Origin of the sequence: Catellatospora sp. NPDC049111 (genome assembly GCF_040648615.1) — a bacterium.
GTDB classification, from domain to species: domain Bacteria; phylum Actinomycetota; class Actinomycetes; order Mycobacteriales; family Micromonosporaceae; genus Catellatospora; species Catellatospora aurea.
The window spans coordinates 180,937-201,994 of record NZ_JBEZEB010000005.1; the positions used below are offsets into that span (position 1 = coordinate 180,937).

The 21,058-nt window shown below is 72.9% G+C and carries 14 protein-coding genes; 9 read left to right on the forward strand and 5 right to left on the reverse strand.

The features are described 5' to 3' along the window. Nucleotides 1-242 precede the first annotated feature (242 nt). Nucleotides 243-1,121: an amidohydrolase family protein gene (locus AB0B66_RS09725; RefSeq protein WP_360525684.1), complete on the reverse strand. Its 879-nt coding sequence runs from the start codon at nucleotides 1,119-1,121 to the stop codon at nucleotides 243-245. 250 nt (nucleotides 1,122-1,371) lie between these two features. Here AB0B66_RS09725 and AB0B66_RS09730 point away from each other — a divergent pair, with 250 nt between their 5' ends. The 6 genes from AB0B66_RS09730 to AB0B66_RS09755 all read left to right on the forward strand — a co-directional run bounded on the left by AB0B66_RS09730 (nucleotide 1,372) and on the right by AB0B66_RS09755 (nucleotide 13,874). Continuing rightward, nucleotides 1,372-6,297: a ThuA domain-containing protein gene (locus AB0B66_RS09730; protein ID WP_360525687.1), complete on the forward strand. Its 4,926-nt coding sequence runs from the start codon at nucleotides 1,372-1,374 to the stop codon at nucleotides 6,295-6,297. A 139-nt stretch (nucleotides 6,298-6,436) separates the two neighbouring features. Next, nucleotides 6,437-7,171: a VOC family protein gene (locus AB0B66_RS09735; RefSeq protein WP_360525690.1), complete on the forward strand. Its 735-nt coding sequence runs from the start codon at nucleotides 6,437-6,439 to the stop codon at nucleotides 7,169-7,171. 115 nt (nucleotides 7,172-7,286) lie between these two features. After that, entirely contained in the window at nucleotides 7,287-9,605 is a 2,319-nt protein-coding gene (locus tag AB0B66_RS09740; protein ID WP_360525693.1) for an AAA family ATPase, read from the forward strand. A 118-nt stretch (nucleotides 9,606-9,723) separates the two neighbouring features. Continuing rightward, nucleotides 9,724-10,140 carry a permease-like cell division protein FtsX gene (locus AB0B66_RS09745; protein ID WP_360525696.1) on the forward strand — a complete coding sequence of 139 codons (417 nt, stop codon included), beginning with the start codon at nucleotides 9,724-9,726 and terminating at the stop codon, nucleotides 10,138-10,140. Between the two features lie 136 nt (nucleotides 10,141-10,276). Next, on the forward strand, nucleotides 10,277-10,549 hold the full coding sequence (locus tag AB0B66_RS09750; protein ID WP_360525699.1) for a hypothetical protein: 273 nt from the start codon (nucleotides 10,277-10,279) through the stop codon (nucleotides 10,547-10,549). A 184-nt stretch (nucleotides 10,550-10,733) separates the two neighbouring features. Further along, complete coding sequence (locus tag AB0B66_RS09755; protein ID WP_360525702.1) at nucleotides 10,734-13,874, forward strand: BTAD domain-containing putative transcriptional regulator; 3,141 nt, start codon at nucleotides 10,734-10,736, stop codon at nucleotides 13,872-13,874. Between the two features lie 3 nt (nucleotides 13,875-13,877). Here AB0B66_RS09755 and AB0B66_RS09760 read toward each other — a convergent pair whose 3' ends face one another. Both AB0B66_RS09760 and AB0B66_RS09765 read right to left on the reverse strand, forming a co-directional pair. Next, a complete protein-coding gene (locus AB0B66_RS09760; RefSeq protein ID WP_360525705.1) occupies nucleotides 13,878-14,312 on the reverse strand; it encodes a Calx-beta domain-containing protein in 435 nt (144 codons plus the stop codon). Nucleotides 14,313-14,397: 85 nt separating this feature from the next. Next, the gene (locus AB0B66_RS09765; RefSeq protein WP_360525708.1) at nucleotides 14,398-16,299 is read right to left on the reverse strand and encodes a M4 family metallopeptidase; all 1,902 of its coding nucleotides are present in this window, start codon (nucleotides 16,297-16,299) and stop codon (nucleotides 14,398-14,400) included. A 156-nt stretch (nucleotides 16,300-16,455) separates the two neighbouring features. Between AB0B66_RS09765 and AB0B66_RS09770 the strand changes: the two genes are divergently transcribed. Next, complete coding sequence (locus AB0B66_RS09770; RefSeq protein WP_360525711.1) at nucleotides 16,456-16,893, forward strand: DUF4265 domain-containing protein; 438 nt, start codon at nucleotides 16,456-16,458, stop codon at nucleotides 16,891-16,893. A 105-nt stretch (nucleotides 16,894-16,998) separates the two neighbouring features. Here the strand turns inward: AB0B66_RS09770 and AB0B66_RS09775 are convergent, their stop codons facing one another. After that, nucleotides 16,999-17,871, reverse strand: coding sequence for a 4-hydroxy-tetrahydrodipicolinate synthase (locus tag AB0B66_RS09775; RefSeq protein WP_360525714.1), 873 nt, complete (start codon nucleotides 17,869-17,871; stop codon nucleotides 16,999-17,001). A 70-nt stretch (nucleotides 17,872-17,941) separates the two neighbouring features. Between AB0B66_RS09775 and AB0B66_RS09780 the strand changes: the two genes are divergently transcribed. Further along, entirely contained in the window at nucleotides 17,942-18,832 is an 891-nt protein-coding gene (locus AB0B66_RS09780) for a LysR family transcriptional regulator (RefSeq protein WP_360525717.1), read from the forward strand. Nucleotides 18,833-18,921: 89 nt separating this feature from the next. After that, nucleotides 18,922-19,629, forward strand: coding sequence for a DUF4386 domain-containing protein (locus tag AB0B66_RS09785; protein WP_360525720.1), 708 nt, complete (start codon nucleotides 18,922-18,924; stop codon nucleotides 19,627-19,629). 9 nt (nucleotides 19,630-19,638) lie between these two features. Here the strand turns inward: AB0B66_RS09785 and AB0B66_RS09790 are convergent, their stop codons facing one another. Next, nucleotides 19,639-20,922, reverse strand: a complete 1,284-nt coding sequence (locus AB0B66_RS09790) for a hypothetical protein (RefSeq protein ID WP_360525723.1) — start codon at nucleotides 20,920-20,922, stop codon at nucleotides 19,639-19,641. Nucleotides 20,923-21,058 lie beyond the last annotated feature (136 nt).

Genomic DNA, 21,058 nt, shown 5'->3' on the forward strand with positions numbered 1-21,058 from the left:
CTGGTCGGACCGCGCGTCGCAGCCCGCCGGGCACGCGGTGCCGATCCGTGCACTCTCCGTCATGCCTCGCGGCACGAGGTGTCGCAGTTTGCGGATACATCTTTTTTGATGTGGCCACATCAAAAAAGATGTATCCGCAAACCGGAAGGTCCTCGGCTCCCCCGCGTTTCCACCGGCCGCTTCGACGCGCAGGCCTTGGCGGAGGGGCCGTGCCACGGGGCGGCGGAGCCGCCCGGCGAAACTCAGGCCGGTGCCGGGCCGGTGAACCAGCGGGCGGCCGAGCCGTGCCACAGGTCGTCGAGTTCGTGCGGGGCGCAGTCGGCGAACACGTCGGTGTAGCACTCGTAGAGCTTGGTGAAGCCGCCGCGCAGCCGCTCGATCGGCAGGTCCGAGCCGAGCATGCAGCGCTGCGGCCCGAACGCGTCCAGCGTTGCCCGCAGCCAGGGGCGCACCCGGTCGGCGGTCCAGTCGCCGAAGACGGTGCCGAGGGCGTCGATCCGGGTGGCCGTGTTCGGGACGGAGGCCACCGCCTTGAGGCGGGCGGCGTGCTCGCGCAGGCCGACCGCGCTCAGGTCGCCGGGCCATCCGAAGTGGTCGAGCACGATGCTGACCTGCGGCAACGCGCGGGCGACCCGCAGCACCTGGTCGAGCTGGTCGCCGCCGGCCTCGACGGTGAGGGTGAGCCCGTGCCCGGCCAGCAGGGCGAGGTGTCGGGTCACCTGCTCGTCGTCGGTCGGCCGGGTGCCGCCCAGCGCGGCGACCAGCCGGACCCGCACTCCGGCGGCGTTGTCCAGTTCGGCGAAGCTGCGCAGGAAAGCGGGCCAGCCGGCCGACGCCGGGTCGGCGAGCGTGACCAGCCATACCTCGAAGTCCTGGCCCTCGGCCTGGCGCTGGGCCCAGGCGGCGGCGTGCAGCGGGTCGGCCGCGCCCGCGTCGGACCAGACGACACCGCGCACCGGGTGATCGGAGGTCTCCCGGCGGTAGTCGGCCAGCGTGTAGACGTCGGGCAGCGAGCTGTAGTCGCCGAGCATGTCGCGGACCATGGTGCGGTCGGAGAGCCAGAACACCGGGTCGTCGCGCTGGTCCCAGAGGTGGACGTTGCAGTCCAGGATCTGCCGCACCGGCCGAAGGTATCCGGCGCAGGCCGGTGACCGTGGGCTGACACGCGCGGCGACTCCAGGATCTCGACATGGCACGTGCAATTTCTGCGGTACGCGTTGACAGCATCAGCTTCAGGGGTGCAAATTTGTGACTGCTTCGAAACATCGGGGCAATCCAAGCGCCGCAACGGTTCCGCCGCACCGCTCCCCTCCGGGGCCGCTCACCCGCGCCAGGGGTTTCCGCCGTCCGTCCCCGACGAGGAGACTCTCCATGCCCCTCGCGTCACCGTCCCTGCATCCGCCCCTGGCCAGGCTGCTGCGCCTGCTCGCCGTAGCCGTGCTCGCCGCGACCGTGAGCCTGCTCGCGCCGCCGCAGCGCGCCGACGCCGCCCCGTTCTCCGTGCTGGTCTTCTCCAAGACCGCCGGGTTCCGCCACGACTCGATCGCGACCGGCGTCACCGCCATCCGCAACCTCGGCACCGCGAACGGCTTCACCGTCGACGCGACCGAGGACGCCACCGCGTTCAACGACACCAACCTGGCCAAGTACGCCGCGGTGGTGTTCCTGTCCACCACCGGCGACGTGCTCGACGGCACCCAGCAGGCCGCGTTCGAGCGCTACATCCGGGCCGGCGGCGGCTTCGCGGGCGTGCACGCCGCGTCCGACACCGAGTACGGCTGGGCCTGGTACGGCAGCCTGGTCGGCGCGTACTTCTCCAGCCACCCGGCCGAGCAGACGGCCACCGTCAAGGTCGAGGACCCGGCGCACCCGTCGACGGCGGGCCTGCCGCCGCTCTGGTCGCGCTTCGACGAGTGGTACTCGTTCCAGACCAATCCCCGGACGAACGCACACGTGCTGGCGAGCCTCGACGAGCGCAGCTACGCCCCGGGCAGCTCGGCGATGGGCGCGGACCACCCCGTCGCCTGGTGCAAGCCGTACGACGGCGGCCGCTCCTGGTACACCGCGCTCGGGCACACCGCGGCCGCGTACAGCGACACGAACTTCCTCAACCACCTGCTCGGCGGCATCCGCACGGCCGCGGGCCAGGTCGCGGGCGACTGCACCGCGACCAGCGCGGCGAGCTTCCAGAAGGTGAGCCTGGACAGCAACACCAGCAACCCGATGGAACTCGACGTCGCCGCCGACGGCCGTGTCTTCTACATCGAGCGCGACGGCCGGGTGCAGATCGTCAAGCCGAGCACCGGCACGACGGTGACCGCGCTGACCCTGCCGGTGTTCACCGGCAACGAGGACGGCCTGCTCGGCATGCGGCTGGACCCCGGCTTCACGAGCAACGGCTTCATCTACCTGTACTACTCCCCCACCACCGGCTCGGCCCGCAACCAGCTGTCACGTTTCACGGTCTCCGGCGACACGATCAGCACGGCCACCGAGAAGGTGCTGGTCCAGGTCGCGACGCAGCGCAACACGTGCTGCCACGCGGGCGGCTCGATGACCTTCGACGCAGCCGGCAACCTCTACCTGGCCACCGGCGACAACACCAACCCGTTCGAGTCCAACGGCTTCGCGCCGCTGGACGAGCGCGCCGGCCGGTCGGACTTCGACTCGCAGAAGAGCTCCGGCAACACCAACGACCTGCGCGGCAAGGTCCTGCGGATCAAGCCGCAGGCCGACGGGACGTACACGATCCCGAGCGGCAACCTGTTCGCGCCGGGCACCGCGCTGACCCGGCCCGAGATCTACGCGATGGGCTTCCGCAACCCGTTCCGGATCGGCACGGACCCGGCGACCAGCACGCTCTACGTCGCCGACTACGGCCCCGACGCGGGCGCGACCGACGCCAACCGCGGCCCCGAGGGCACCGTGGAATGGAACATCGTCGGGCAGGCCGGCAACTACGGCTGGCCGTACTGCATCGGCGCGAACTACGCCTACAACGACTACACATTCCCGTCCGGGCCGTCGGGCGCGAAGTACAACTGCGCCGCGCCGGTGAACAACTCGCCGAACAACACCGGCCTGACCAACCTGCCGCCCGCCCAGCCCGCCACGGTCGACTACGACTACGGCGGCAACCCGCTGTTCCCGGAAATCGGCGGCGGCGGAGCGCCGATGGGCGGGCCCGTCTACCGGTACAACGCGGCGTCGACGTCGGACCGCAAGTGGCCGCAGTACTTCGACGGCAAGGCGATCTTCGGCGAGTGGAACCAGAACAAGCTCTACACGATGCAGGTCACCGCGAACGGCAAGTCGCTGGTCGACATCAACCAGCTGTTCGGCTCGATGAGCTTCCTGCGGCCGATGGACCTGGAGTTCGGGCCGGACGGCGCGATGTACCTGATCGAGTGGGGCACCGGCTTCGGCGGCAACAACGCGGACTCCGGGATCTACCGCATCGACTACATCGCCGGCGACCAGAACCCGATCGCGGTCGCCACTGGCAACCCGACCTCCGGCGGGGTGCCGCTGACCGTGCAGTTCTCCAGCGCGGGCTCGCGTGACCCGGCCGGGCAGCCGATCACGTACGCGTGGACGTTCGGCGACGGCGGCACCTCGACCGCGGCCAACCCGTCGCACACCTACACGGCGGCGGGCAACTACAACGCCCAGCTCACCGTGCGCGACCCGGGTGGGCGTACGGCCGTGGCCAACGTGCCGATCACCGTGGGCAACACCGCGCCGACGGTCACGCTGACCGCCCCGGCCGACGGCGGCTTCTTCGCCTGGGGCGACCAGGTGCGCTTCACCGTCACCGTGACCGACCCCGAGGACGGCACGATCAACTGCTCGCGGGTCAACGTGCAGTACTACCTGGGTCATGACGCGCACGCGCACCCGCTGCAGGGATACACCGGGTGCACCGGGGTGATCCAGACCTCGATGGGCACCGGCCACGGCGACGACGCGGACATCTTCGCCGTGATCGAGGCCAGCTACACCGACCTGGGCGGGGGCGGCGCGGCCCCGCAGACCGGCCGGGCCACCGTCAAGCTGCAGCCCAAGCACAAGCAGGCCGAGTTCTTCAACAGCACCGGCCGCGCGCCGGGCGCGATCGGCGGCGGCGACCCGGGCGTGCAGCGGGAGGCGACCAGCGACACCGCGGGCGGCTTCCAGAACATCGGCTTCATCGAGGACGGCGACTACTGGTCGTACACCCCGGTGAACCTGCGCAACATCACCTCGGCGCGCTTCCGGGTGGCCTCGCCCGGCGCAGGCGGCCGCATCGAGGTGCGCACCGGCGCGCCGAACGGCACCCTGCTCGGCACCGCCACGTTCGGCGGCACCGGCGGCTGGCAGACCTACACCGACGTCACCGCCACCCTGTCCGCGAGCACCACCACCGGCCCGCTGTACCTGGTGGCGAAGAACCCGTCCGGCGATACCGGCCAGGGTTCGATCTTCAATGTGAACTGGGTCGACTTCGTCGGCCAGGGCGTCGCCGACGGGTCGCAGCTGCAGGTCACACCGGGCAGCCTGGCGTTCGGCTCGGCGAACATCGGTGCCACCACGGCGGCGCAGACCGTCACGGTGAGCAACCCGGGCACGGCGGCGGCGAGCATCAACTCGATCGGCGTCTCCGGCCAGTACACGCAGACGAACACCTGCGGCAGCTCGCTGGCCGCCGGGGCGTCCTGCACGGTGAGCGTGCGTTTCGCGCCCACCGCGGCCGGGGCGCAGAACGGCACGCTCTCAGTGGCCAACTCGACCACCGCGCAGCCGCTGACCGTGTCGCTGACCGGCACGGGTGTCAGCGGCACCACCAACCTCGCCATCGGCGCGGCGATGTCGGCCAGCAGCAGCAACGGCGGCTTCCCCGCCTCGGCCGCCAACGACGACAACACCGGCAGCTACTGGGAGTCCAACAACAACGCCTTCCCGCAGTGGCTGCAGGCCGACCTGGGCAGCGCCAAGCAGGTCAGCTCGGTGACGCTCAAGCTGCCGCCGCCGTCGGCGTGGGGCGCCCGCACCCAGACGCTGTCGATCTCCGGCAGCACCGACGGCACGAACTTCAGCACCCTGAAGGCGTCGGCGGGTTACCTGTTCGACCCGGCCACCGGCAACACGGCGACCGCGACGTTCACCGCCGCGTCGGTGCGCTATCTGCGCGTCACCATCACCGCGAACACGGGCTGGCCCGCGGGCCAGGTCGCCGAGCTGCAGATCTTCGGCGGGGGCAGCCAGCCCTCGGCGACCCTGGCCGCGAACCCCACCTCGGTCGCCTTCGGCAACCAGAACGTGGGCACGACCAGCGGGGGCTCGGCGGTGACGATCACGAACACGGGCACCGCCGCGGCGAGCATCTCGGCGGTGAGCGCGTCGAGCCAGTTCGCCGCGAGCGGTTGCACCGGCACCCTGAACGCCGGGGCGAGCTGCACGGTCACCGTCACCTTCAGCCCGACCTCGGCCGGGGCGAAGACCGGCACGCTGACCGTGACCAGCAACGCCACCAACCCGGCGCTGACCGTCGGCCTGACCGGCACCGGCACCACCGTGCAGACCCCGGCGACGCTGTCGGCCAACCCGACCAGCATCGCGTTCCCGAACACGAACGTCGGCAGCTCGGTCACCCGTACGACGCAGCTCAGCAACACCGGCGGCACCACCGCCTCGATCTCGTCGGTGACGGTGTCCGGGACCGGGTTCAGCCTGTCGGCCAACGGCTGCGGCTCGGCCCTGGCCCCGGGGGCGAGCTGCACGGTCACCGTCGCGTTCGCTCCCACCTCGGCGGGCAGCAAGGCCGGCACGCTGACGGTGAGCAGCAGCGCGTCCAACCCGACGCTGTCAGTGGGGCTCACCGGCACCGGGACCACGTTGACCAGCTCGAACCTGGCGCTGGGCAAGCCGGTGACGGCCGGGCACGTGCAGAACTACGTACCCGGCAACGCGGTCGACGGCGACGCCAACTCGTACTGGGAGAGCCCGAACAACGCCTTCCCGCAGTCGATCACGGTTGACCTGGGCGGCAACGCCTCGCTCAGCTCGGTCGTGCTGAAGCTGCCGTCGGCGTGGGGTGCCCGCACCCAGACGCTGTCGGTGCTGGGCAGCACCGACGGGTCCATGTTCACCACGATCGTGGGCTCGGCGGCGTACCAGTTCACCCCGTCGGGTAACACGGTCACGATCACCCTGCCCGCGAACACCACCGCCCGCCACGTCCGGCTGACCTTCACCGCCAACACCGGCTGGCCGGCCGCGCAACTGTCGGATTTCCAGGTCATCGGCATTCCGGCGTGACGGTGGCCTGACGGCCACCGGTGAGAAAGCCGGTCCCCGGCGTGCCTTCACACGGCACGCCGGGGACCGCCCTTGTGCGCCCGGGTCTGGCCGATACGCTCGATACGCTCGGCAGATCGACGCGGCTAGGAGACCAAAAGTGATCCGCTGGACGTACGCCTTCATCGATCGGCCCGCCGAACAGTTCACCGAGGCGGCGTCGTTCTGGTCGCGGGTCACCGGCACGCACCTGACCGCCCGGCGCGGCGAGCATGCCGAGTTCGCGACGCTGCTGCCGATCGGCGCGGACGCCTGCGTGAAGGTCCAGGCCGTGAACGACGGCGGGGGTGCGCACCTCGACCTGAGCGTCGACGACCCGGCGGCGCTGGCCGCCCGTGCGGTGGCGCTGGGCGGCACCCACGTGGCCGACCTGGGCCACCAGGTGCTGCGCTCGCCGGGCGGGATGCCGTTCTGCGCGGTGCCGTGGCACGACGAGTTCCGCCTGCCGGTCGCGCACGCGACGCCCGACGGCGCGCTCAGCCGCCTCGACCAGGTGTGCATCGACGTCGGCCCGCAGGCGTACGACGCCGAGGTCGCCTTCTGGGGCGAGCTGACCGGCTGGGACTCCTCGTTCGGCTCGCGGCCGGAGTTCCACGTCGTGAAACCGCCGGCCGAGCTGCCGGTGCGCATCCTGCTGCAGCGGCTCCAGCAGGAGCGGCCGACCTCCGCCCACCTGGACCTCGCCTGCTCGGACATCGACGGGGTGCGGGCCTGGCACGAGAAGTGCGGGGCGGTCTACGTGGCCGACGGCGCGCGCTGGGTCGTCATGCGCGACCCGGCCGGGGGCGTCTACTGCCTGACGGCGCGTGATCCGAAGACCGGCGGCCTGCGCTGATCACCCGGCTGCGCGGCGGCGGACCGGTGCGGTATCTTTGGCGATTCGAGCACAAAAAAGAACGGCACGCTGAAGCGTCCGTTCGGGCTTCAGTATAGACACGGAGGAGCCGGGTTTGTCAAGCGACGTCGCCGACGAGATTCACCGCGAGCAGGAGTACGTCACCGAGCTCTACCGCCGGCTCGACGGCCTGCGGGAACAGGCCGAGCACCGGCTGTCGCAGGCGCTGCTGGCCACGGGCGGCACGCAGCAGGAGCGCTCGCAGCGCGAGTCGACGGTCGCCCTCTACACCGACCAGCGGGCCTCCCTCGGCGCGGTCGAGAGCGGGCTCTGCTTCGGCCGCCTCGACCTGGTCGAGGACGGGGCGCGCTACATCGGGCGCATCGGCATCTTCGACGAGTCCGCCGAGTACGAGCCGCTGCTGGTCGACTGGCGCGCCCCCGCGTCGCGGCCGTTCTACTTGGCCACGGCCGCCTCGCCGCAGGGTGTGCGACGGCGGCGGCACATCCGCACGACCGAGCGCACCGTGACGGCGCTCGACGACGAGGTGCTCGACCTGGCCGACGCCGCCGCGACCGCGCCCCACCACGAGGGGCTGACCAGCGAGGCGGCGCTGTTCGCGGCGATGGACGCGGGCCGCACCGGCCGCATGCGCGACATCGTCGAGACCATCCAGGCCGAGCAGGACCACATCATCCGGGCCGGCCTGAACGGCATCATGGTCGTCCAGGGCGGACCCGGCACCGGCAAGACCGCCGTCGCGCTGCACCGCGCGGCGTACCTGCTGTACACGTACCGCCAGGAGCTGTCGACCCGGGCGGTGCTGGTCGTCGGGCCTAACGCGACGTTCCTGAAGTACATCTCGCAGGTGCTGCCGTCGCTGGCCGAGACCGGCGTGGTGCTGCGCACCGTGGGCGGGCTGTTCCCCGGGGTCGACGCCGCCGCCGTGGAGCCCGACGAGACCGCCGAGGTCAAGGGCCGCGCGGTGATGGCCGAGGTGCTGGCCGAGGCGGTGCGCGACCGGCAGCGGCTGCCCGACGAGACCGTCGAGGTGGTGTTCGAGTCCGAGCCGCTCGTGCTCGACCGGGCCGCCTGCGAGGCCGCCCGCGAGGTGGCCCGGCGCAGCGGCAAGCCGCACAACCTGGCCCGGCCGCTGTTCGACGTCGAGATCATCCACGCGCTGTCGCAGCAGGTCGCGGACCGGATCGGCACCGACCCGTACGCCGACGACCCGCTCGGCGGCGACGACGCCCCCGGCGACCCGCAACTGCTCGACCAGGCCGACCTGGCCGAGCTGCGCCGGGAACTGCAGGCCGACCCGAACGTGCAGACCGTGCTGGACTGGCTGTGGCCGGTGCTGACCCCGCAGCGGCTGCTGTCCGACCTGTACGCGAGCGAGGCCCGCATCGCCACCGCCGCGCCCATGCTCACCGAGGCCGAGCAGGCCCTGCTGCGGCGCAGCCGCGGCGAGGGCTGGACCCCGGCCGACGCGCCGCTGCTCGACGAGGCCGCCGAGCTGCTCGGCGAGGACGACCGCGACAGCGAGGAGCTGGCCGAACGGCGTCGGCGGCAGCGGCTGGCGTACGCCGAGGGCGCGCTGGAGATCCTGCACGGCTCCCGCTCCATCGACCTCGAGGACGAGCTCGACCCGGAGATCCTGACCGCCGCCGACGTGCTCGGCGCGCTGGAACTCGGCGAGCGGCAGGCCGACGAGCAGCGGCTGACCGCCGCGGAACGGGCCGCCGCCGACCGCCGCTGGGCGTTCGGGCACGTCATCGTCGACGAGGCGCAGGAGCTGTCGCCGATGGCGTGGCGGCTGCTGATGCGCCGCTGCCCGAGCCGGTCGATGACGGTCGTCGGGGACGTCGCGCAGACCGGCGACCCGGCGGGCACCTCCTCCTGGGACCAGGTGCTGAACCCGTACGTCGCCGACCGGTGGCGGCTGACCCAGCTCACCGTCAACTACCGCACCCCCGCCGAGATCATGGACCTGGCCGGGCAGGTGCTCAAGTCGATCGACCCGGGGCTGGAGCCGCCGCGCTCGGTGCGCCACACCGGGCAGGCCCCGCAGCTGGCCGAGGTCGGCCCGCAGGAGCTGGCGGCGCGGCTGGCCGAGGAGGTGCGCCGCGAGGTCGCCGCGCTCGGCGACGGGACGCTCGGCGTGCTGGTGCCCACGGGGCGGATCGACGAGCTGGGCGAGGTGGTCACTGCGGCGGCCCCGCAGGCGCGGGTCGGTGCGCAGACCGAGCTGACCGACCAGGTGGTGGTGCTGACCGTACGCCAGGCCAAGGGGCTGGAGTTCGACGCGGTCGTCATCGCCGACCCAGGCGCCATCGTGGCCGAGTCCCCGCGCGGGCACAGCGACCTGTACGTCGCGCTGACCCGCCCCACCCAGCGCCTGACCGTGCTGCATCACGGCGACGTGTCCTTCTGACGCCGGACGTGTCCGGCCGCCGCCCTGCCACGGCGGCCGGACACATCGCCGTGACCAGCGGTGCACGAATGAGCGAGAAAGGTCGATGTGGACGGTCCCGCGGCCGTAGACTGCGCCGGTGGGACCGCGCCTCGTCGCTATGCTGCTCGCCGCCGCCCTGGCCGTGGCGGGCTGCGGCGCGCCCGCGGGCCAGACCCCGGTGCCGCGCCCCGCTCCGGCGGCGGTCACGGTCCGGCTGGAGCTGGCCATGGACGCGACCGAGGCACAGCGCGCCGGCGTGGCGTCGTGGCTGCGAAGCAGGCCGGACGTCGCCTCCGTCGCGTTCGAGAGCCGCGAGCAGGCGCTGGCCAGATTCCGGGAGGCGTACCGCGACTCGGGTGAGCTGGTCGGCTCGATCAGCTCCGCGGACCTGCCCGAGTCGTTCACGGTGACGCTCAAGGCCGACGCCGACGTCGACGGCTTCGTGGCGGCCGCACAGCCGCTGGAGGGTCTCGACCACGTAGTGCAGGACCAGGACGAACCGCCGCCGGACTGAGCCGAAATCATCCGCCGGGTGGCGGAGGCGTCGCGTCCGGGCACACCCCGCCGGGTGGCCGATGCACGCCGGGGCCGCGTTCTGCCACGCTGCCCGTACCCGCGGCGCAGGTCCGCGGCCATCGTGGAGGTTCACCATGGCGGACTCACCGTCGGTCCTGGCCAAGGTCGTGCGGGTGCTCGGCGTCGTCGCGCATGTCGTGCTGCTGCCCTACTACCTGGCCAGCGGCCTGGTCGCGCCGCTGTGGGCGGTGATCGTCCTGGTGGCGGTCTGGGCCGCGCTGGGGGTGCTCGCGATCCGGTGGTGGCGGTCCCGGCCGTTCCTGGTGCCGCTGGTCCCGGTCATCGCGGTGGCCGTGTGGTTCGCGGGAATCAGCGCCGGTGAGGCCTGGCTCGGCTGGACCGCCTGACCCGCGCCGCCCGAGCCGGCCGCCGGGCACAGGCACACACCACCGACAGATCCGGCGTCCCTTTCCACAACCGACGGCATGGCGACAGACCGGAGCCGATCCGGCGATGCTTTGCCAACCTGGTGGCGACGTGACGCACGCGCCGTGCCCGGGTTGCGGCGTCACGGCGGAAGGGAGTCGGCCGATGAACGCCACCGGCGCCCGCCCGGGGGCCGCGCCCACGCTCGCGCGGGCCACCGGGGTGCGCATCCTCGGGCCCATCGAAGCGGCCGGACTCGACGGCCCCGCCGCGCTGTCCGGCGCACGCCAGCGGGTCCTGCTCGCGGTGCTGGCCGTGCACGCCGGAACCGTCGTGCACCAGTCCCGCCTCATCGACGCGCTCTGGGGCTGGGACCCGCCCCGCACCGCGGTCAAGACACTGCACAGCCACATCGCCCGGGTGCGGCAGGCGCTGGACGCCTGCGGCCTGCCCGCGGCCCTGCACACCCGCCACGCCGGGTACGTGCTCGACATCCCCGCCACCGAGGTCGACGCCCATCTGTTCGAGTCCAGGGTGGCCGCCGCGCGCCGCCACCTGGTCGCCGACGCCCCCGAGTCCGCCGCGCGCGAGCTGCGCGAAGGGCTCGCGCTGTGGCGCGGCGACGCGCTGGCCGACGGGGAGCCCACCGGCTGGGCGGCCGCCGAGGCGGCCCGGCTCAACGAGGTGCGGCTGTGCGCCGAGGAGGACCTGTGGGAGGCCGAGCTGCGGCTGGGCCGCCACCGCGGCGCGCTCGGTGAGCTGGAGCGGCTGCTGGTGACGCACCCGTACCGCGAACGCCTGGTCGGGCTGTCCATGCTGGCCCTGTACCGGTGCCGCCGACCGGCCGAGGCCCTGGACGCGTACCGGCGGCTGCGCGCCCGCCTCGCCGACGAACTCGGCACCGACCCGGGCCCCGACCTGCAACGGCTGCACACCGCGATCCTGCGCGAGGACACAGCACTGGACCTGGTCGCCGAGTCGGGTCTGCCCGCGGCGTCCCCGCCGGCGGAAGCCGCACCGCCGTCGTCCGTGCCGAGTGGACACGCGATCGCAGCGGCGCCGCCGAGCCCTGAGCCCGTGCCCGCCGAGCTGCCCGCGCCCCCGGGGCACTTCACCGGCCGCGACGACGAGCTGTCCGCGCTGGACCGGCTCCTGGAACAGGAAGGGCCGCAGCCGCGGATCGCGTTCGTGGCGGGTCCGGGCGGCATGGGCAAGACCGCGCTCGCCGTCCGGTGGGCGCACACCGTCGTGCACCGCTTCCCCGACGGCCAGCTGTACGTCGACCTCGGCGGGCACGACCCGGCCGCCGCGCTGCCGCCCGCGCAGGCGCTGGCGCAGGTGCTGGCCAGCCTCGGGGTGCCCGCGGGGCGCATCCCCGCCGACACCGCCGCCCGGTCCGCGCTGTTTCGCACGCTGCTGAGCGAGCGCCGCATGCTGGTGGTGCTCGACAACGCGGGCGGACCGGACCAGGTGCTGCCGCTGGTGCCGCCGACCGCGGCGAGCCTGCTGCTGGTCACCAGCCGCAGCCGGCCGACCGCGCTCGCCGTGCACCACGCGGTGCACGCGGTGGCGCTGGACGCCCTCGACCGGCACGCGGCCGTGGCGCTGCTCGCCCAGGTGCTCGGCCGGGCCAGGGTGGACCGCGAGCCCGCCGCCGCGGCCGAGCTGGCCGAGCTGTGCGGCGGCATGCCGCTCGCGCTGCGGATCGCCGCCGCGAAACTCGCCGCCCGGCCCGGCCGGGAACTGGCCGAACTGGCCGCGGAGCTGGTCTGCGACGACCGGCTCGACGAACTGTCGGTGCCCGGCGACAGCCGCACCGTGCGCACCGTCTTCGGCTCGGCGTACCGGGCGCTGCCCGCCCCGGCGGCCCGGCTGTTCCGGCTGCTCGGCCTGCACCCGGGGACCACGTACACCGGGCACCTGGCCGCCGCGGCGGCGGACCTGACCCTGCCCGCGGCCCGGCGGGTGCTCGCCGAGCTGGTGTCCGCGCACCTGGTCGCCGAGGTGGCCCCGGACCGCTACCGCTGCCACGACCTGCTGCGCCTGTACGCCCGCGAGTGCGCCGTCGCCGACGAGACCCCGGCCGCGCGCGACGAGGCCGTCGCCCGGATCGTGGACTGGCACCTGGCCGTCGCCGACGCGGCGAACCGGCTCGTCGACCCCGGCCGGGACCGGGTCCGGGCCGTGCCCGCGTACCCGCCCGCGCAGCTGCCGTTCACCGACGACCCGGTCGCCGCGCTGGCCTTCCTCGACGGCGAGCGCGCCGGCATGCAGGCCGTCGTGCGGCACGCCGCCGAGCACGGGCCGCAGACCGCCGCCTGGCAGCTGACCTACCTGCTGACCGGCTTCTTCGACTCGCGCGGCCACTGGGCGGAGCGGGTCGAGTTGTGCCGCTGGGGCGTCGCCGCCGCGAACCGCTGCGGCGACCCCGGCGCGGAGGGGCTGATGCGCAGCGGGCTGGGCGTCGCCCTGATCATGACGCGGCGCTTCGACGAGGCGCTGGACGTGCTGCAGTCGGCGCTGGCGCTGACCCGCCGGACCGGGGACGCGCGCGGCGAGGGGCACGTGCACAACAACATCGCGGTGGCCCACGCGGGGCTGCGCCGCCACGACGCGGCCGTGGAGGCGTACCAGCAGGCCCTGGCCCTGCACACGGCGAGCGGCAACGCGCTCGGGATGGCGCTGGGGCTCAACAACATCGGCGACGCGTACGTCCGGATGGGACGTGCCGAGCTGAGCCTGGAATACCTGGCCCGTGCCCTGCCCGCCGCCCGGGAGTTGGGCAACGCCCGGCTGGAGGCGGCGGCGCTGAGCGGCCTCGGGCAGGCCCACGCGGCCCTGGGCGACTTCGGCACCGCGCTCGACCACCTGCGCCAGGCCCTGGCGGTACGCCGGCACCGCGGCGACCGCCGCCACGAGGCCGACACCCGCAACACGATCGGCGTGACCCACCTGCGCCGCGGCGACCACGGCGCGGCGCTGGACGAGTTCGGCCGGGCGCTGGAGCTCAGCCGGGAGATCGCCGACCGGCACCTGGAGGCGAGCGCGCTGGCCAACCTCGGCCGCACCCAGCTGGAACGCGACGACCTGGTCGCCGCGGCCGGATACCTGTGCCTCGCGCAGGCGCTGCGGGCCCGCGCGCCCGACCACTTCGAGGCCGCCTGCATCGCCCGCGACCTCGGCGAGCTCGCCCGCCGCAACGGCGATCCCGCCGAGGCCCGCACGCAGTGGCAGCTCGCCGTGGACCTGTACCGCAAGGCCAACGCGCCCGCCGAAGCCGACGCGCTGGCCGACACCCTCGGCTGACCGCTAGTGCGCTGCGCGATCCTGGACGACCACGGTGGCGGTGGCCAGCACCCGCCCGTCCCGGTCGACGAACTCGACGGCGAACGTCTCGTCACGTTCCCGTACCGCGTCACCGGCCACGAAGATCCGCAACTGGGTGACACCCTCGGCGATCAGTGACACCTCACCGGAAGGCACCGCGACATAGTCGCCAGGGGCGGCCGCGGTCCCGTTGGCGGTACGGTAGTTCACCACGGTGCCGACTGCGGGTGTGCCTTTCACCTCGATCTTGACGGCGCACCACTCCTTCTCCCAGCAGACCGCGTCCAGGGCCTGCGCCAGGCAGTTCTGGCCGCACGGCACGACGCCGACGGCGGCGGAGGCGGGCTGCGGCAGCAGCACGATCGTCGCGAGGAGAGCCAGGGCCGATGCGCTGAGCCAGCGCGCGAAACGAGTCATGGCCCGCACGGTAGGCAGGCCGGGTTGTGGAAAGGTTGTGTGCCTGGCCACCGGCCCTGCGACCGGCGGCCAGGCACATCCTCGGTCAGTAGAGCAGGCTCCAGCCGCGCAGGTGGCTCTGCTCGCCCTTGACGACGTCCTCGACCACCAGCGCCCACTCGCCGACCTCGGCGACCCCGCCCAGGCGCACCTGGTACACCTCGGTCAGGTCGGCGGCCCGGTCGTCGGCGTTCGCGGCCTTGAGCAGGTAGGACCGGCCGGCCGGGGAGACCAGCTCCAGGCGCAGGTCACCGCGGTGCGGGTGGGTGAGGTTGACGGCGACCTCGACGGTCTCCAGGGTGCCCTTCTCCTGCACCTTGGTGAGCCACTTGATCGGGCCCGGGTCCAGGAACGGCGGCTGCGGCCACTCCTCCCAGACCAGGTTCCACTTCGGGATGCACTGCTTCCACGGGTAGCTGTACGTGCCGACGCCGACCGCCGCCCACGCCATCGCCACGGTCCGGTAGGTGCTGCCGCACTTGCCGTACAGCTCCGCCGTGGCGGCCAGCGTGTCGGCCCGCGCCTGCGCGAACGTCTCGTTGCTCGTGAAGTAGTTCGTCAGCGCGTGGTACCAGATCTGGGTGGCCCGGTCCCGGCCGATGCCGACGACCGACGAGCCGTTGCAGGTCGGGCTGGTGCCGTACGGCGTGACCCCGCTGCCCTCGGCGGCCAGGAAGAAGAAGTGGTTGGTCACCCCGGAGGAGTAGTGCGGGTCGAGGTTGCCGATGCCGTTGTACCAGCAGTCCTTCGAGATCCCGTCCAGCGACGGCTGGTACATGTAACGCAGCGGGTCGCCGGTGCCCCAGATGTCGAACTCCTCGCCGATCAGGTAGTCCGGCGTGTCCACGGCGTTGTCGGCGTAGAACTCGGCCATCGCGCCCATGATGTCGCTGGTGCCCTCGTTGAGCCCGCCGGACTCCCCCGAGTACGTCAGGTTGCCCGGCACCGACGCCTGGGTCAGGCCGTGCGACATCTCGTGCCCGACGACGTCCAGCGACACCAGCGGCCGCAGGCCGTTGCTGCCGTCGCCGTAGCGCATCACCTTCTGCGTCGAGCTCCAGCTCGCGTTCGCCCAGTTGGTGCCGCGGTGCACCTGGGAGACGGTGCCCACGCCGTCGTCGAAGATGCCGTGCCGGCCCAGCACGTTCAGGTAGAAGTCCCACGTGTTGGCCGAGCCGTAGTGCACGTCCACGGCCGCGCTCTGGTTGGTCGCCGGATTGCCGTCGCCCCAGACGTTGTTCACGTCGGCGAACGTCACGCACGGGCCCGCCGTCGTGTGCTGCATGTCGCAGGTCTTCGAGTTGCCGCGCAGCGGGTCGATCATCTTGTAGTCGAAGATCGTCTGCGTGGTGCTCAGCGGCACCTGGCCGCCGTAGACGCTGTGCCCGGTGCCGTTGGCCGTGTGCTCCAGCGGATTCGCCCGCAGCAGCCGCGGCTCGACCGCGTCGACGAGCGCGTCGGCCTCACCCGTCGCCGCCGTCACCGGCACCCGCCACGCCAGCCGGCCCGTGCCGCCGACCGCGTCGACGACCAGCTGCGGCGTGCCGACCTCGGACGCGCGCAGCGCGTCACGGGCCGTGCTCGCCGCCTGGGCGGCGGTGACCCGGGGCTCGGTGCCCACGGCGACCGGCCGGTCCTGCGACACGGAGAACCCGTCGAGGGCGCCGCCGGGCGCCAGGTGCACCACGAAGTCCCCGCCCACCACGGGTAGGCCCTGAAACAGCCGGGTGAACCGGACGTGGGCGAAACCTGTCCGGGTGACCGTGGCCCGCCACACCTCGTAGCGGTCACCGTCGGCGGCCCGTACCGCCTCCGGGTTGAGCCTGATCAGCTCCTGTGCGCGCGCTATCGCCGTCTCCTCAGGCGAGGCGGCCTGCGCGGGCGCGGCCAGCGCGACCGCGCTGCCGCACAGCAGCACCGCCGCGAGCGCCACGGATATCCGTCTCATGACGACCTTCCCTTCCCTGTAGCCAGTGGCCACAGGGGTACGCGGGCGCGGCTGTCACGCGGTTGTGGCAGGGTTGTGCAGCAGCTTGAACGCGGTGCAGGAAGCTGCAGCGATCGGGGGTTACCCGGCGGCGGGGCGGCTGGCATGATCTCGGCCATGACCGAGGCAAGCGACTCCGACCAGTACGGCCACGTCCGGCTCACCGTCACCGAGCCCGACGGCCGGCTCATCACCGAGGTGCTGCCCGCCAAGGCGCTGCCGGGCGGGCTGGTGGAGCTGGTCGGCAGCCCCGGCCTGGTGACCGGCGCGGCCGCCGGGGACGTGCTGACGCTGGCGTCCGGCGGCTTCCACGTGGTGCGGCGCGGCCCGAACGACAGCGTGCAGGTGTACGCCGACCCGCCGCTCGACGAGCACGCGATGGCGTGGCTGGCCAAGGCCTTCGAGTCCGTCGGCGGTTACGTCGAGGCCCCGCCGCAGCGGCAGTTCGCCGTCGCCACGGTGCCGTCCGCGGCAGGCCGCGACACCGTCGAGGCGATCATGGCCGAGGCCGGCGAGCACATCCCCGGCATGGAATGGCAGTTCGGCACCGCCTGACCGGGAACCGGACCGGATCGGTTCCTGCAGTTTCGGGGAAACTGCAGGAACCAGTGCCCGGATTCCTGCAGTTTCCCCGAAACTGCAACATGTTGATCGTCGAGGTCAGCCGCCGACCTCGGCGAGCTGCTTGAGGGCCGCGGCGGTGCTGTCGGGGTGGGCGTCGAGCAGCGGCAGGCGTACGCCCGCGGTCGGGATGCAGCCCTGTGCGTGCAGCGCGGCCTTGACCACCGTGGGGTTGGGCTCGGCGAACAGCGCCTTGGACAGCGGTGCGAGCCGGTGGCCGAGTGCGCGGGCGCGGATCGCGTCACCGGACTGCCACAGCCGGATCAGTTCGGCGAACTGCGCGGTCGCCAGGTGCGCCGAGGACAGGATGCCGCCGTGCGCACCGAGCGCCAGCAGCGGCGAGACGAACGTGTCGTCGCCCCCGAGCACCGCGAAGCCCTCCGGCGGGTCCGCCATCAGCGCGACGGTGTCCTCGTTGATGCCGCCACCGGCGTACTTGACCCCGGCCACGTTCGGGATCGCTGCCAGCCGCCGCAGCGCGCCCGCGGTCAGGTACTGCCCGGTGCGGTAGGGGATGTCGTAGACGACCAGCGGCACCGGGCTCGCCGCGGCCAGCCGGGTGAAGTGCGCGACCACGCCGTCCTCGCCGGGGCGCACGAACGGCGGCACCACGGTCAGCGCCGCGACCGCCTCCGGTGTCGCGGCCAGTCCGGCCAGGGCCTCGGCGGTGGCCGCGCCGACGATCAGCGGGGCCGAGCGCTCCCGGCAGACCCGGGCGACGGTCTCGACGACCGCCTGCTTCTCGGCCTCGGTGAGCGAACCGGGCTCGCCGGTGGTGCCGAGCGCGACGAGGCCGGTCGCGCCGTCGTCGAGCACCTGGTGGGCCAGCCGCTCCAGCGCGTCGAGGGCCACCGTGCCGTCGGCGGCGAAGGGCGTGATCAGGGGAAGGTACAGGCCGTGCAGTGTCGTCATGTCCTCATGCTGCCGAAACCCTTCCGGAAGGACCAGTTCCGATTCCTGACGTGACCCGTAAGCTGACCTGATGCTTGACGTCCGCAGGCTGCGCCTGCTGCGCGACCTGGCCCGGCTCGGCACCATCGCGGCGGTCGCCGAAGCTCACACCTACTCCCCCTCGGCCGTGTCGCAGCAGCTCGCCGTGCTGCAACGGGAAGCCGGTGTGCCGCTGACCGAACGCACCGGCCGCGGCGTCACCCTCACCCCGGCCGGGGCCGCGCTGGTGCGGCACACCGAGACCGTGCTCGCGGCACTCGAGGCCGCCGCGGCGACGCTGGCCGCGGCCCGCACCGGCCTGCACGGCACGGTGCGCATCGGCGCGTTCCCGACGGCGGTGCGCACCCTGCTGCCCGCGGCGCTGGTCGCCCTCGCCCGCGACCATCCGGCCCTGGACCTGATGGTCACCGAGCTGGACCCGGTCGCCATGCCCGACGCGCTGCGCGAACGCCGCCTCGACGTGGCGCTGCTGCACGACTACGACCTCGCGCCCGTCGTGCCGGACCCGACCGTCGACTCCGTGCCGCTGCTCGACGAGACCGTGTACCTCGCGGTGCCCGAGGGCTTTCCGGTCGCCGACGACCCGGTGCACGCGGCCCGCGACGCCGACTGGATCGTGGGCACGCCGGGCACGCTGTGCCACACCGTGGCGGTGCGCATCTGCCAGTCCGCCGGTTACCAGCTGCGGGCCCGCCACCACGCCGACGACTTCACGGCGGTGCTGGCGCTGGTCGCGGCCGGGTTGGGCGTTGCGCTGGTGCCGCAGCTCGGCGCGGTGCAGCCGCCCGCCGGAGTGCGACTGATGCCGCTGGACTCGCGGCGGCGCACCAGGATCGCGTACCGGCGCGGCTCTGAAGACCACCCGGCCGTGGCCGCCAGCGTCGCGGCCATCCGCACCGCCACCACGCAGTTCCTCGCATAGCACCTCGCTCCCTGTCAAAGATTCTTGACATGATGTCGTGTTTACTTTACCTTCGGCGTGTCAAGTTTTCTTTACATGGGAGGGTCACGATGCACACGCTGACACGTACCGCCCGGCTGACCGGGCTGTTCTACCTCGGCAACGCCATCACCGGCGTGCTCGGTTTCCTCGTCGTGCGCCAGCAGCTCTTCGTCGCCGGCGATCCTGACGCGACGCTGGCCAACCTGGTCGCGAACGAGTCGCTCGCCCGCGCCGGCGTCGCCCTGGAACTGGGCATGGTCGTCACGCAGACCCTCGCCGCCGTCTGGTTCCACCGGCTGTTCCGCACGGTGGACTCCTTCGCCTCGCGCGGGATCGCCGCGTTCGGCCTGGTCAACGCGGTTGTGGGCATAGTGAGCGCGGCGCTGCTGGCCACCGCGGCCCAGGTCGCGGTCGACCCGGTCGGCGACGCCGCCGCCAACGTCCAAATGCTGTACCTGGTCAGCGACGGCCTCTGGGGCGCCTGCGCGCTGTTCTTCGGCCTGTGGCTCATCCCCATGGGCTGGTGCGTGCTGCGATCAGGTTGGATGCCCCGCGCCCTGGGCTGGATCCTCGTCGCCGGCGGCGTCGGATACATGGTCAGCGCGTTCCTCCGATACCTGATGCCCGACGCACAGGTCGTCACCGAGGCGCTGTCCTACCCAGCGTCCATCGGCGAGTTCTGGATGGTCGGCTACCTGCTCATCCTCGGCGTCCGGCGGCACGCGCTGAACGCAGCGCCGACCACGGCACGCACGCCGGAGCCGGTGGCGGGCTGAAGCGTCGGCTCACACGACGACGACGGTGTGCGGGCCGCGCATGACCTCGATCGAGTAGTACGTCGGGCACAGCCGCAGCCGCCCGCCTTCCTCGACGACCTCGAAGAAGCGCAGCTCGCCGCGGCGATGCACCAGATCGAGATGGTCGAACACGGTCACCACGACGAACTTGCCGTCGGCGTCGAAGGCGACGCCCTCGGGCCGCAGCCCGTCGAACAGCTCCTCGCCGACGGTCTCCAGGCGGCCGCTCGCCGGGTCGAAGGTGAGCAGGCTCAGCGAGCACTGCCGGTCCAACCGGGGATCGCCCCACGCCAGGTGGCTCAGCCGCAGGTTCGAGGTGACCACGCGGCGGCCGTCGCGGCTGACGGCCAGGCCGCCGGGATTGCGGCCCACCACGGCCTCGCCGATCTTCTCCCCCGCCCCCGTCGCCGGGTCGACGCGCAGCACGGACACCCGTCCCGCAAGCACGTCGTCATCTTCGTCGCTGGGCTGCTGGAGGTCCGTCGTGAGAAAGTGCCGCCCGTCGGGGGTGAACCGGCCCTCGAACGGGAACCGCCCGGTCCTGATCGGCAGCCCCAGCGGCTCGATCCACAGCTCCGGCGTGCGGTGCGCGGCATACAGCCGCACCTCGTCCCGCCAGGGGAAACACGCCGCGAGCAGCTCGCCGCCGGGATGCCACTCCACGTAGGACGGCACCAGCGGCCCGCCGTCCTCGCCGCGTGGCACGAGCACGAACGCGTCGCCGAACCCGTTCGGCCCCACCGGGATCAGGCGCAGCGACGGGTGCGGGTCGGGTCCGAGGATCGCGAACACGTCGCCGCCCGCGAGGGCGAGCAGGCCGCCGCGCGGATGCAGCGACACGGCCTGCGGCATGTGCCCGGCCGGGTAGGCGAACAGCAGCTCCGGCCTGGTCGCGTCCGTGATGGCGTACGCGCGCACCGTGCTCCCGGCGTCGAGGTCGGTGAGCAGGTGCGCGTCCGGGCCGCGCTGGCCGAGCGTCTCGATGACGTACGCGTGCGTGCCCTCGGCGTCGACGGCGAGCACGCTCGGCGGCGGGGTCACCGAGTTCGACGCGGCGATCGTGCCCATCCTCGGCGGGGTGCCGTCGAAGGCCAGCGGCAGTTCGATGACCGTGAGCGTGTCCTCCTGCCCCGCCTCGCGCGGGCCGAGCCGAGCGTGCAGCGGCGCGGACGGAACCGCGTCGGCGTCGCTGACCACCACGATGCGCCGCCCCTGGAACAGGCCGGACGCCGGCGGCCCCTGCAACGGCTGGACACCCGTGGACGTGCTCATTTCGGCTCCTTCGAGCAGGTAGCCTGCGCATTCACCGACCAGGCTATGCCCGGCCGCGCCGCGTCGGCCGGACGATCCTCGATCCCGGCCCCCTCAGGCCGCCCCAGCCCCAGAAGTCTCCATGCGTCACGGCTAA

Excerpts from the sequence above, each read along its gene's own strand:
- AB0B66_RS09730 (WP_360525687.1), top strand. The coding sequence starts at position 1,372 with ATGCCCCTCGCGTCACCGTCCCTGCATCCGCCCCTGGCCAGGCTGCTG.
- AB0B66_RS09770 (WP_360525711.1), top strand. The coding sequence starts at position 16,456 with ATGACCGAGGCAAGCGACTCCGACCAGTACGGCCACGTCCGGCTCACC.
- AB0B66_RS09765 (WP_360525708.1), bottom strand. The coding sequence starts at position 16,299 with ATGAGACGGATATCCGTGGCGCTCGCGGCGGTGCTGCTGTGCGGCAGC.
- AB0B66_RS09780 (WP_360525717.1), top strand. The coding sequence starts at position 17,942 with ATGCTTGACGTCCGCAGGCTGCGCCTGCTGCGCGACCTGGCCCGGCTC.
- AB0B66_RS09750 (WP_360525699.1), top strand. The coding sequence starts at position 10,277 with ATGGCGGACTCACCGTCGGTCCTGGCCAAGGTCGTGCGGGTGCTCGGC.
- AB0B66_RS09790 (WP_360525723.1), bottom strand. The coding sequence starts at position 20,922 with ATGAGCACGTCCACGGGTGTCCAGCCGTTGCAGGGGCCGCCGGCGTCC.
- AB0B66_RS09755 (WP_360525702.1), top strand. The coding sequence starts at position 10,734 with ATGAACGCCACCGGCGCCCGCCCGGGGGCCGCGCCCACGCTCGCGCGG.
- AB0B66_RS09785 (WP_360525720.1), top strand. The coding sequence starts at position 18,922 with ATGCACACGCTGACACGTACCGCCCGGCTGACCGGGCTGTTCTACCTC.
- AB0B66_RS09760 (WP_360525705.1), bottom strand. The coding sequence starts at position 14,312 with ATGACTCGTTTCGCGCGCTGGCTCAGCGCATCGGCCCTGGCTCTCCTC.
- AB0B66_RS09775 (WP_360525714.1), bottom strand. The coding sequence starts at position 17,871 with ATGACGACACTGCACGGCCTGTACCTTCCCCTGATCACGCCCTTCGCC.